Genomic DNA, 11,813 nt, shown 5'->3' with positions numbered 1-11,813 from the left:
ATGACAAAATATCGCTAAATTCTGACAAAATGATGCACAGGTTGAATCTCAATGGCTATGAACCCGACCGACACCATGAAGCCGCGGTCGCATTTTGTATTCACGCCGGAACGGATGAGTTAACCAGTCCTGTACATCAGCACCGCAAAGGGCAGCTGATACTGGCGCTACATGGTGCAATTACCTGTACGGTGGAAAATGCGTTGTGGATGGTGCCGCCGCAATATGCGGTTTGGATACCGGGAGGGGTGGAACATAGCAATCAAGTGACAGCTAACGCTGAACTCTGTTTTTTGTTTATAGAGCCCAGCGCAGTGACAATGCCGACAACATGTTGCACATTGAAAATATCGCCCTTATGCCGGGAATTAATTTTAACCCTGGCAAACAGGACGACGACTCAGCGTGCTGAGCCGATGACCCGCAGATTAATTCAGGTCCTGTTTGATGAACTCCCTCAGCAGCCACAACAACAGCTGCACCTGCCCGTTTCTTCTCATCCTAAAATCCGCACGATGGTGGAGATGATGGCGAAAGAGCCCGTTGAGTGGGGCTCATTGGGGCAATGGGCTGGCTTTTTTGCGATGAGTGAACGCAATCTTGCCCGGCTGATAGTGAAAGAGACGGGGTTGAGTTTTCGCCAGTGGCGTCAGCAGTTACAGCTGATTATGGCGCTTCAGGGATTAGTGAAAGGCGATACTGTACAGAAAGTTGCTCATACGCTGGGGTATGATTCAACAACGGCCTTTATTACTATGTTTAAGAAAGGCCTGGGGCAAACGCCAGGCCGATATATTGCGGGATTAACTACTGTTTCCCCACAATCAGCGAAACCAGACCCGCGGCAATAAGCGGGCCAACCGGTACGCCGCGAAACAGCGCCACGCCCAAAACAGTGCCCACCAGCAGCCCGGCGACCAGTTGCGGCTGGCTGCCCATTAACGTCACGCCGCGCCCACCTAGCCAGGAGACAATAACGCCTACTGCAATTGCCACCAGCGATTTCCAGTTCAGAAACGAGTGAATCAGGGTTGAGGGCGGTAGCGTCCCGCTGGCGATGGGGGCCATAACGCCAATCGTCAGAATGATTATCCCGATACTTAGCCCCTGTTTTTCAATCCACGGGAAAAAGGTGCTTAACGGTGTGACGCGGACAATGATTAACACCAGAATTGAAACGGCCACAGTGGTGTTATGACTGATAAAGCCCAGCGCAGCTAACCCGAGCAGGATCAGCAAAGTGACATCAAACATCGTGGTTTCCTTGCCAAAAAATAATAAGCCTGCTTACTTTACGCTTGCTGCAGGAAGGAAGTAGAAAATCTTTACGTTTTTTGCATAAAAAATCAGGCGAACTGTCATCAAACTGCCATTTGTACACGCTATCAATAACGTGAAAACAGTTATCTCCCGGGGCATACCATGAACGATCAAATGTTCGTTGAGACACTGATTATCACGTCATCGTTTTTTGTTATTGCTGTTGTGCTGGTTTTGTCCGTTCTGCTTATTGAACGGACAGGCTAGTTACGCAGTGCGGCGGAAATTGACCAGTTCTGGTTGCGCAATGCGCAAATAATCCGCAGTTTTCAAAATAACGGATTTATTCAGCATGCCTGCATTAAAGGCGATTTCATCGAATCGCTCGAAGAGCAATGGGTCGGCGACCAGTTTGAGTTTTGGATGGAAGCTGAAAGGGGGGATCGCGCCGAAGACACAGCCTGTGAGTTCATCGACTTCCGCCGGGCTGGCCAACGAAGCGCGTAATCCGCCTATATGGCTGGCGAGTTGGCTCAGATCGGCCTGTTGATCGGCCGCGAGGATCGCCAGAACATGTTGATTTACACCATTGCCTTTGACTTTACATACCAGTGCCTTAGCCCCCTGGCCTAAAGCGGTGCCACGAATTTCTGACACCGCTTCACATTTACCTACCGCTTCATGGGTAACGACGCGGAAGTCAGCACCTTCTTGTGATAATAAAGCGATTAACCGCTGATGCGTCACGCTTCCTTTAGCCATTTCAGTCATTTCATGCTCCTGAGATTACAAGCAAACAACCACAGAAGGTTATCATGAACGGCTGTTTTTGTTCTGCTTATTGACATATAAACGCTCATCGGAAGCTTTATATGCATCATGTAACGTATCGTTTTCTTTCATCGCGTAAATACCGGAAGAGAAGCCGATCTCTTTCTGAGGCGCGATATGTTGCAGACGTTTTTCGATACGTTCAGGCAGTTGTGCTGCAATTTGCGGCGTCGAATCGACAAGAATGATGCAGAATTCATCGCCACCGAGTCGGATGGCATAATCACTTTTACGAATCGACTGTTTAATCGCCTGAGCTAATAACGTAATCGCTAAATCCCCCTCCTGATGACCGAGGGTGTCATTTATTTGCTTTAACTTGTCCATGTCAATTGCAATAAACATCACCGAAGAACCGGATTGCACCAGTTTCTGCAACCGCTGCTCCAGTTCAGGGGTTAAAATTTTGCGATTATACAGTCCAGTCATCGCATCACTAATATTTTCTCGCGACACGTTTTGGTATAAACGGAAGTGCATCCGGACCATATTCAGCAAAATTAACGCCGTCAAAATCCAGAACAGAACGCTTTTCCACGAAGACGTGATAAAGTAAAGAATATCAATGGATAACGAGACACGAATACCGCCCGGTAAGTCATGGACGTAACTGACATACTGGAACAGATTATCTTCGCTCTGGTTGATGATAATGTCGCGCCCTGAATCTGTATCAGTTAGCGTGACATTGAGAAAACGCCAGAGGAGAGGGCGGTCATGAGTGTAAAAGATATTCCGCAGATTGTTTTTGTTAATATCCAGCAGCACAATCCCTTTTAGCTGCCCTGCGACATATACCGGCGTCAGCAAACTCATCACGTTCTGTTTAGTACGCTGATCCTGGTAAATGCTCGATAATACGGTACGCCCGGTAAATACCTTTTCAATATCTTTGCGATCGATGCCAATACTTCCTGACTGCAGGAAGGACCAGTTATTCATCGCAAAGTACTCAACATTAACCGGCTCATAAAAATAGACATAGCGGTCATTGAGATCGAGATAATAGTGAAATTTCTCTTCGGCCATTCCAAGACCTGAACCGTAATCATCCTGGTGGCGGTTGCCTTCCACTGCCTGATCAAAAGCGGGTAATAGTGCTGCAGCTTCCACAATTGTGTCGCAGTCAGTGGATGCGGTTTGTAGTGTGCCGCGTAAGCCCGGGTATTTATGGGCAGTCAGGTTTAAGCCATGGGTATTATTGGCAGACTCAAAAGCCTCGCAGATGGCGCGCCGCTGTTCTGGCGACACTTCCGACTGCTCAGCAGCGAGAGCGCGCATCACATGCGCGGCAATACTCTGATTCTGATACTTATCATAAAGAAAGGAGGAATCTGCTCTCTGCACGATATAGCGCAGATAGGCACTCATTGCTCTGTCGCTGGCGACAAGTTCAAAAATAAGGAAGGAAGATGTCAGCACAATGACACTTGCGGCGATAAAATGCCGGAGCATTCTATGGTGCAATTTCATGATAAATGGCACTCCTTCGGTTAGTGAAACGAGAAAACCAGATAAAGTTCGATTGCGGCCTGGCACAGGGGCGCTAATTATACTCATCTCTGCGCCGCTGGGGAGGGGAAATTTAGGGGTAATAGTAATAAATTGTATGCAAAAGCCACGCAAAAAGCATGGCTCTGAATATTTTTGCACTTAAATATGATGAATAATCACTTTGTTGCCCCCCTCGCTTTTCGCTTCGCGTAAGGCTTTATCTGCTTCCGTCATGACAAGCGAGATATTACGCGTGTCACCCGTTGAAAAAACCGTGCCAATACTGATGGTCATTTGTTCAGGAACATCATATCTGTTACTAAAACCGGTCAGGAGTTCGACATTTTTACGCATACGTTCCGCAATGATTTTTGCCTGGGCACTATTGAGTTCGGTAAATAGCAAGCCAAACACCTCACCCTCCAGTCGCGCTAAAATATCATCGGGGCGGATGCTTTGCTGGATAATATCGACAATTGAAACCAGCACTTTATCACCCACACGATGTCCCCATTGGGCATTGATGCGCTTGAACTGATTAATATCAACCAGCATGACACAAAAGTCCTTAACAACAGGTCGCGACAATAATGACTCTACGCTGTTGAAAAAGTAGCGCCGATTATAAATATTGGTCAGTACATCATGAACTGCCAGTTTGCTGGAGAGTTGCAGTTCCTGAAAAATGTTATAAATCAGAAAAGACACAACAAACAGTTTACTGGAAACTTCAATCCCGCGACTGATATACCAGATGGTGTAATTATACTCATCCAGAGTCAGTAGAAGTAAGTTGCAGCATAGCGATGCCAGACATAATAATGCTATTAACGGCCATAGTTCGCTGGCTAATCGTGTACGCATGATAATAAAGAACAGTAAAAATGCCCACAGACAAACCAATATTTTTGTATAGTTGATTCCCCAGGTCGCAGTATGGTTGTCCGGACAGTAATCGACGACATACAAAGAATAGTCAGCGTTATAACTGCTCAGATTGTGTGCCAGAAGGGGAAAAAATAAAAAAGGAATCAGCGCCAGCAACAGAATGCCAGTTTTTTTCTTATTGTTGTCAAGGATGTTGTCTTTCCCATAACAAAAGAGCGCCAGCGAGGTTAAACAAATGAAACTGAGTTGGCGGAAAATATAGAAAATAGAAACATCATTCGACTTTGTCTGGATCAGTGTACTGCCGTTGATTGGTTTATGGATAATTACAATGGTTTCAACTAAATAGATAAGGCCACTTAAAAATGCAAGGCTTAAAATGAGTGTTGGTAAAATTTGTTTGTTAGTGAAATACTTCATTAACATGAAAAGAAAAATGACGGCGTTAAGGAAAAACAAAGCCACAACAACCATCAGGTAATTCATCTGTGGGATGAGTTTTACATTCGTGTTTTCGTTATATAAGGTAGTAATGCAAAATAAAATTAACGTCAGCAATAAGCTGAAAATAAAAAAGCCTTGAGCTTTTAATTTTTGTGTACCCATAGAAGCCATAAAAAGGAGAGCAATGTGAGTGCTGGATTTTATTGATGGCAGAGATATATGGTTTTGACCAGGATCAATTTTCGTTGACGATAAAAAATAATTAAAGAATAACCCCAGGGAAATACGTGTTGACCGAATCATTTTTCCGAATGATTGTTTTCTGAAACTAAATTGTGTAAAGGTTATGCTGTCATATTTAAAGCGATTGTAAGCTAATGTATGTAATAAATGAGATAATTTACAGTGAGCTAAAAATCAGCCAGGCGATAATGACCCGGCTGACAGTTTTAGTCTTTAGCTGTTGCATTTTGTTTATGAAACAGTTCACGGAACACCGGATAAATATCATCCTGGTCGCGGATATGCTGCATCGCAAAATTGTCGAAAGTAGATTGCAGATGTTCATATTCTCGCCACAGTGTCTGATGAGCGCGACGGGTAATTTCGATATAGCTGTAATAACGAACAACGGGCAATAATTTTTTCGCCAGGATTTCATGGCAAAGTGGAGAGTCATCGGCCCAGTTATCGCCGTCCGATGCTTGTGCCGCGTAAATATTCCATTGCGCCGGGTTATAACGCTCTTTCACCACCTCATCCATCAGTTTCAGGGCGCTGGAAACAATGGTACCGCCAGTTTCCTGTGAGTAGAAAAACTCATGTTCATCGACTTCTTTCGCCTGGGTATGGTGCCGGATGTAAACGACTTCCACGTTCTTATACGTTCTGCTAAGGAACAGATACAGCAGAATATAAAAACGCTTAGCCATATCTTTAGTGGACTGATCCATTGAACCCGAAACGTCCATCAGGCAAAACATCACTGCCTGGCTGGAGGGATCGGGTCGTTTTTCGTAGTTCTTGTATCGTAAATCGAAGGTGTCAATAAAAGGGACGCGTTCAATTTTGGCACGTAATTCTGCAATTTCTTTGCGCAGACGTTCCTCTTCCAGCAGTTGCGCAGGCTCACTGTTGCTGATGATGGCCAAATTCTCTTCCAGCGCATGAAGTTCCCGCCGCTTGCCCGCCGTCATGGCTGTGCGTCGCGCCAGTGAGTTCTGCAATGAACGCACAACGCTGATATTGGCAGGAACGCCGTTAGCGGTATAACCCGCCCGATGCGTTTTATATTCGGTCAGCTGGCGTTGTTGGTTTTGTTTCAGATTCGGTAAGGCCAAATCTTCAAAGAGCAGATCAAGATACTCATCTTTCGAAATCTGAAAGACAAATTCATCCTGACCTTCACCATCCTGGCTGGCCTGGCCCTGACCACTGCCGGAACCACCGCCGCCGCCCTGGGGGCGTTCAATGCGGTCGTTCTGGACGAAATGGTCATTGCCCGGATGAACGCGGTGGCGCAGGCCGCCACGTCCCTGATGAAACATCGGTTCGCTAATATCTTCCGTTGGAATGGATACGGACTCGCCGCTGTCGACGTCAGTCACCGAACGCTTATTAATGGCCTCGGAGATCGACTGTTTAATTTGCGCTTTATAACGGCGTAAAAAACGCTGGCGATTCACCATGCTTTTGTTTTTGCCGTTCAGACGCCGGTCAATAAACCAGGTCATATGCCCCCCGTACTACATTTGCCAACTGTTTGCTACGCCTGTGTTGCCGCTTCTCTGGCCCACGGTTCGCTGTCGTTGTAGGCCCGGTAGCATGCGTACCGGGCCATGGTTGTTAAGACGATTTACGTACGCGCAAATACCATTCGCACAGTAAACGCACCTGTTTACGGGTGTAGCCTTTTTCCATCATACGGTCGACAAAATCGTCGTGTTTCTTCTGCTCGTCGGTTGACGTTTTGGCGTTAAACGAAATAACTGGCAACAGCTCCTCGGTATTAGAGAACATTTTCTTCTCAATAACCGTGCGCAGTTTTTCATAGCTGGTCCAGTTCGGATTGCGTCCGCTGTTATTCGCTCTGGCGCGCAGTACGAAGTTGACAATCTCGTTGCGGAAATCTTTTGGATTACTGATCCCCGCCGGTTTCTCAATTTTCTCCAGCTCAGCGTTGAGAGATTCGCGGTCAAATAGCTGCCCGGTATCCGGGTCGCGATACTCCTGATCCTGAATCCAGAAATCTGCATACGTGACATAACGGTCAAAAATGTTTTGTCCATATTCAGAATAGGATTCAAGATACGCAGTCTGAATCTCTTTACCGATAAACTCAGCATATTTCGGAATCAAGTAACCTTTCAGGAACTCGAGATAACGCTCAGCCTGCTCCTGAGGGAACTGCTCGCGCTCGATCTGCTGTTCCAGGACGTAGAACAGATGGACCGGGTTTGCCGCCACTTCTACATGATCGAAGTTGAACACGCGAGAGAGGATCTTAAACGCAAAACGCGTGGACAGACCGTTCATCCCTTCATCAACGCCTGCGTAGTCACGATATTCCTGATACGACTTGGCTTTCGGATCGGTGTCTTTCAGACTTTCGCCATCATAAACCCGCATCTTCGAATAAATGCTGGAGTTTTCCGGCTCTTTCAGACGCGAAAGAATGGAAAAACGAGACAGCGTTTCCAGCGTGCCAGGTGCGCAGGGGGCGTGAGTCAGTTCACTGTGATTAAGCAATTTCTCGTAGATTTTGATCTCTTCGGAAATACGCAAGCAATATGGCACCTTCACGATATAAACACGATCGAGGAAGGCTTCGTTGTTCTTGTTATTACGGAAAGTGACCCATTCGGATTCGTTCGAATGGGCGAGAATAATCCCGTTAAACGGCAAGGCGGAGATACCTTCCGTCCCGTTGTAGTTACCTTCCTGAGTGGCGGTTAACAGGGGATGCAGCACTTTAATCGGTGCTTTAAACATCTCGACAAACTCCATGATCCCCTGGTTGGCGCGGCATAGTGCACCGGAATATCCGTAGGCGTCTGGATCGTTCTGCGCGTAGTGTTCGAGTTTACGGATATCGACTTTCCCTACCAGCGCTGAGATGTCCTGGTTGTTCTCATCGCCAGGTTCCGTTTTGGCGATAGCAATTTGTTGCAGAATTGACGGCCAGACCTTTACCACCCGGAACTTAGTAATATCGCCACCAAATTCATGCAGGCGTTTTGCTGCCCACGGCGACATGATGGTGCCAAGATAGCGTCGAGGAATGCCATACTCTTTTTCCAGAATCTGCGCATCTTCTTGCGGATTGAAAAGACAGAACGGATGATCGTTGACCGGGCTCCGCTCACCGTTAGCGCTTAATACATAGATCGGCACGAGCTGCATTAATGATTTCAGTCGCTCAGCAAGCGATGATTTACCCCCACCCACAGGCCCCAGCAGATACAGGATTTGTTTCTTCTCCTCCAGCCCCTGAGCCGCGTGTTTCAGATAAGAGACAATCTGTTCAATCGCGTCTTCCATGCCGTAAAACTCTTCAAAGGCCGGGTAACGTGCAATGACCCGGTTAGAAAAGAGTCGAGAAAGTCTGGGTTCCTGGGCTGTATCGACCATGACAGGCTCACCGATAGCCATCAATAGCCGCTCAGCCGCGTTGGCATAAGCACTGCGATCTTGCCGACAAGTGGTAAGAAACTCCTGCAGTGTGAACTCTTCGTCCTTGGCAGCTTCATATCGCTGGCGATAGTGATCGAATATATTCATGGTATGCCGTCCTTTCGTTTTTTAGCACAGGTTAAGAGCCGTTCATATGAATAGTAGAGGCTCCCGGAAGAGGTAAACTGAACGACGTCTCTTGCTAAAACACAGCAACTCTCATGCCATTTTATCGACGATGAGAACAACGTGCCCGGTGATACACCTTCAAAATTAAGCGTAGATGGCAAATGGAAAACTTGCCTGCACGGCTTTCTTAATTTCAATGGCATATCAACAACTCATCCATAAAATTTGCATAATTAATGTAAAGACCAGGGTCGCCAGTAACGCGTAATTCATTTGGCTGTAAGCGTGGTGTCATCTGCGTCAGGAAAATTAAACAGTTACTTTAAAAAATGAAAACGTAAAAAGGTTGGGTTTCGATGTATTGACGGGTAAACTTTGTCGCCCGCTAAACATTTGTTTAAGGAATGATTAATTGTGACCAAACTCAAACTTCTGGCACTTGGAGTGCTTATCGCAACGTCTGCAGGCGTAGCGCACGCTGAAGGTAAATTTTCCCTGGGCGCAGGCGTAGGTGTCGTTGAACACCCATATAAAGATTACGATACCGATGTTTACCCAGTACCGGTAATCAACTATGAAGGCGATAACTTCTGGTTCCGTGGCTTAGGTGGTGGTTACTACCTGTGGAATGACGCAACGGATAAACTTTCAATTACCGCTTACTGGTCGCCGCTTTACTTCAAAGCTAAAGACAGTGGCGATCACCAAATGCGTCACCTGGATGACCGTAAGAGCACCATGATGGCTGGTCTGTCTTATGCTCACTTTACCCAGTACGGTTACCTGCGTACCACCCTGGCTGGCGATACCCTGGATAACAGCAACGGCATCGTCTGGGATATGGCCTGGTTGTATCGTTACACCAACGGTGGCCTGACCGTGACTCCGGGTATTGGTGTGCAGTGGAACAGCGAAAACCAGAACGAATACTATTATGGCGTATCGCGCAAAGAGTCTGCGCGCAGCGGTCTGCGTGGCTATAACCCGAACGACAGCTGGAGCCCTTACCTGGAGCTAAGTGCCAGCTACAACTTCCTCGGTGACTGGAGTGTTTACGGTACCGCGCGCTACACCCGTCTGTCTGATGAAGTTACTGACAGCCCAATGGTGGATAAATCCTGGACTGGCCTGATTTCTACCGGGATCACCTACAAATTCTGATAATGCATCTTTCCAGGGCATTTTGTGCATAAAAACAGGGCGTAACGCCCTGTTTTGCATTACGGTGGTGCAATACCTGGGAGGAAACAATGCAACAAAAAATGATTCAATTTAGTGGCGATGTCGCACTGCCAGCCATAGGGCAGGGAACATGGTATATGGGCGAAGATGCCAGTCAGCGTAAAACAGAAGTTGCTGCACTACGCGCGGGCATTGAACTCGGTTTAACCCTCATTGATACCGCCGAAATGTATGCCGATGGCGGTGCCGAAAAAGTGGTTGGGGAAGCATTAATCGGTCTGCGTGAGAACGTCTTTCTCGTCTCTAAAGTCTATCCGTGGAATGCTGGCGGGCAAAAAGCGATAAATGCATGCGAAGCCAGTTTACGCCGTCTCAATACTGATTATCTCGATCTCTACTTATTACACTGGTCTGGCAGTTTCGCTCTCGAAGAGACTGTCGCAGCGATGGAAAAATTGATCGCCCAGGGAAAAATCCGCCGCTGGGGCGTTTCTAACCTTGATTATGTCGATATGCAGGAACTCTGGCAGCTGCCGGGGGGAAATCAGTGTGCCACTAATCAGGTGCTTTACCATCTCGGTTCACGAGGGATTGAGTACGATTTACTTCCCTGGTGCCAGAAACAGCAGATGCCGGTGATGGCTTACAGTCCATTAGCCCAGGCCGGGCGGTTGCGCAATGGACTGTTAAAAAATGCGGTAGTCAACGAAATTGCACATGCTCACAATATCAGTGCGGCACAAGTATTGTTGGCGTGGGTAATCAGCCATCAGGGTGTGATGGCGATTCCAAAAGCGGCAACTGTCGCACATGTCCAACAAAATGCGGCTGTGCTTGAGGTTGAACTTTCGTCAGCGGAATTAGTTATGCTGGATAAAGCGTATCCGGCACCAAAAGGAAAAACTGCGCTGGATATGGTGTGATGTTGATACGTGCCGGATGCATCGCACCCGGCACACAATATTAACGCAAATTAACGTTTCGCAACGCGAATGGATTGCGCCAGATGTGCAGGTTTCTCTTTGGTGACTTTTTGCGTTTCTGAAGCGTATGCCGTTTCTACACAAACAAAGGTCTTGTAGCCATCATCCGGCATATCGCCCATGCTAACTGAAAGCGCCGGTCCTGGGTTCCAGCCTACAACGTTCAGATGATGCTGGTGGCCTACGGCGATAATACGATTCAGCGCTTCGTCATTAATTACGCTGCAATCTTGCGGATTCAGATACACGCGATCGGTACGGTCAGGGAAGGTCTGAATACCGTCGGTCAGTACATCTTCTTTCGCGTCATTTACTTTATCAATGAAGCGATCGCCTAGTCCACTGACGCTTACCTTAGCGATATCACCCACGTTAAAGTAGGTATGCAGAGCAGAGGTAGTTTCAAATTCGCCGTGTGCTTCAAGATCGATTTCACAGGTTTTACCCACGTGGAAATGCGCTAACAGCGTAAAGTCGTGCGGCCAGAATTTTTTCGTCTCTTCGCTTTGTGTCAATTCAAAAGTCAGCGCTACACCATCAGCATCTTCACGATGTGATTTCAGCGTCCACGGCAGGTTGCGGGCAAAACCGTGCGCAGGCAGACCTTGTTGTGCAGCCGGACCAAACCACGGCCAGCAAACCGGTATGCCACCGCGAATGGCGACGCCATTTTTGAACGGTGTGTTGTTACTCAACCACAGAACTTCTTCTTCACCCGCAGGTTTCCACGAGAGAAGGTGTGCGCCCTGTAATGCAAAAGAGGCTTTTACCTGGGGATGATCGACCACAATGAGGTCCAGTTCATCCAGTTTACGACGGGAGAGGACAGGGGAGATTTGTTCGATGACCGGAAGGGCAAAAATTTTCTTAATCATGACGCAGTCCTTTAACTTCATTTTATCAGGTAAAAAAAAGAGCGACCGAAGTCGC

At 47.3% G+C, this 11,813-nt stretch carries 11 protein-coding genes; 4 read left to right on the top strand and 7 right to left on the bottom strand.

The genetic code is table 11. The features are described from left to right. The first annotated feature begins 29 nt into the window (after nt 1–29). Complete coding sequence (gene nimR, locus QUE74_RS11895; protein WP_000972246.1) at nt 30–851, top strand: DNA-binding transcriptional regulator NimR; 822 nt, start codon at nt 30–32, stop codon at nt 849–851. Here the strand turns inward: nimR and QUE74_RS11890 are convergent. Next, nucleotides 808–1,254 (bottom strand): DUF441 domain-containing protein, encoded by a 447-nt coding sequence (locus QUE74_RS11890; protein WP_000460707.1) that lies wholly within the window; start codon nt 1,252–1,254, stop codon nt 808–810. The two genes, nimR and QUE74_RS11890, sit on opposite strands and share 44 nt — an antisense overlap. Before the next feature lie 168 nt (nt 1,255–1,422). Between QUE74_RS11890 and yoaI the strand changes: the two genes are divergently transcribed. Continuing rightward, nucleotides 1,423–1,527, top strand: coding sequence for a small membrane protein YoaI (gene yoaI / locus QUE74_RS11885; RefSeq protein WP_032193887.1), 105 nt, complete (start codon nt 1,423–1,425; stop codon nt 1,525–1,527). On the opposite strand, the gene yeaK is transcribed toward yoaI, so the two are convergent. The 5 genes from yeaK to yeaG form a co-directional block, all read right to left on the bottom strand. Next, on the bottom strand, nt 1,528–2,031 hold the full coding sequence (gene yeaK, locus QUE74_RS11880; RefSeq protein WP_000138044.1) for a mischarged aminoacyl-tRNA deacylase: 504 nt from the start codon (nt 2,029–2,031) through the stop codon (nt 1,528–1,530). 42 nt (nt 2,032–2,073) lie between these two features. Continuing rightward, nucleotides 2,074–3,564: a diguanylate cyclase DgcJ gene (dgcJ, locus tag QUE74_RS11875; protein WP_000766137.1), complete on the bottom strand. Its 1,491-nt coding sequence runs from the start codon at nt 3,562–3,564 to the stop codon at nt 2,074–2,076. Nucleotides 3,565–3,744: 180 nt separating this feature from the next. Continuing rightward, nucleotides 3,745–5,220 carry a sensor domain-containing diguanylate cyclase gene (locus QUE74_RS11870; RefSeq protein ID WP_000621394.1) on the bottom strand — a complete coding sequence of 492 codons (1,476 nt, stop codon included), beginning with the start codon at nt 5,218–5,220 and terminating at the stop codon, nt 3,745–3,747. A 146-nt stretch (nt 5,221–5,366) separates the two neighbouring features. Next, nucleotides 5,367–6,650, bottom strand: a complete 1,284-nt coding sequence (locus tag QUE74_RS11865; RefSeq protein ID WP_000219686.1) for a YeaH/YhbH family protein — start codon at nt 6,648–6,650, stop codon at nt 5,367–5,369. A 112-nt stretch (nt 6,651–6,762) separates the two neighbouring features. Next, nucleotides 6,763–8,697 carry a protein kinase YeaG gene (gene yeaG / locus QUE74_RS11860; RefSeq protein WP_001019882.1) on the bottom strand — a complete coding sequence of 645 codons (1,935 nt, stop codon included), beginning with the start codon at nt 8,695–8,697 and terminating at the stop codon, nt 6,763–6,765. Between the two features lie 435 nt (nt 8,698–9,132). Here yeaG and mipA point away from each other — a divergent pair, with 435 nt between their 5' ends. Both mipA and yeaE read left to right on the top strand, forming a co-directional pair. Then, nucleotides 9,133–9,879 carry a scaffolding protein MipA gene (mipA, locus tag QUE74_RS11855; protein ID WP_000163771.1) on the top strand — a complete coding sequence of 249 codons (747 nt, stop codon included), beginning with the start codon at nt 9,133–9,135 and terminating at the stop codon, nt 9,877–9,879. An 89-nt stretch (nt 9,880–9,968) separates the two neighbouring features. Beyond that, entirely contained in the window at nt 9,969–10,823 is an 855-nt protein-coding gene (gene yeaE / locus QUE74_RS11850) for a methylglyoxal reductase YeaE (protein WP_001186330.1), read from the top strand. 50 nt (nt 10,824–10,873) lie between these two features. On the opposite strand, the gene QUE74_RS11845 is transcribed toward yeaE, so the two are convergent. Then, complete coding sequence (locus QUE74_RS11845; protein ID WP_001296124.1) at nt 10,874–11,758, bottom strand: D-hexose-6-phosphate mutarotase; 885 nt, start codon at nt 11,756–11,758, stop codon at nt 10,874–10,876. Between the last annotated feature and the right edge of the window lie 55 nt (nt 11,759–11,813).

It is taken from the genome of Escherichia sp. 10290 (genome assembly GCF_030295155.1).
GTDB classification, from domain to species: domain Bacteria; phylum Pseudomonadota; class Gammaproteobacteria; order Enterobacterales; family Enterobacteriaceae; genus Escherichia; species Escherichia coli_F.
Note: the sequence above shows the minus strand (reverse complement) of the source record. Positions and strands in the feature narration are given on the sequence as shown.

Coding starts and splice junctions, on each gene's coding strand:
- dgcJ (WP_000766137.1), bottom strand. CDS start 3,564: ATGAAATTGCACCATAGAATGCTCCGGCATTTTATCGCCGCAAGTGTC.
- yeaE (WP_001186330.1), top strand. CDS start 9,969: ATGCAACAAAAAATGATTCAATTTAGTGGCGATGTCGCACTGCCAGCC.
- nimR (WP_000972246.1), top strand. CDS start 30: ATGATGCACAGGTTGAATCTCAATGGCTATGAACCCGACCGACACCAT.
- yeaK (WP_000138044.1), bottom strand. CDS start 2,031: ATGACTGAAATGGCTAAAGGAAGCGTGACGCATCAGCGGTTAATCGCT.
- QUE74_RS11845 (WP_001296124.1), bottom strand. CDS start 11,758: ATGATTAAGAAAATTTTTGCCCTTCCGGTCATCGAACAAATCTCCCCT.
- QUE74_RS11870 (WP_000621394.1), bottom strand. CDS start 5,220: ATGATTCGGTCAACACGTATTTCCCTGGGGTTATTCTTTAATTATTTT.
- QUE74_RS11865 (WP_000219686.1), bottom strand. CDS start 6,650: ATGACCTGGTTTATTGACCGGCGTCTGAACGGCAAAAACAAAAGCATG.
- yeaG (WP_001019882.1), bottom strand. CDS start 8,697: ATGAATATATTCGATCACTATCGCCAGCGATATGAAGCTGCCAAGGAC.
- QUE74_RS11890 (WP_000460707.1), bottom strand. CDS start 1,254: ATGTTTGATGTCACTTTGCTGATCCTGCTCGGGTTAGCTGCGCTGGGC.
- yoaI (WP_032193887.1), top strand. CDS start 1,423: ATGAACGATCAAATGTTCGTTGAGACACTGATTATCACGTCATCGTTT.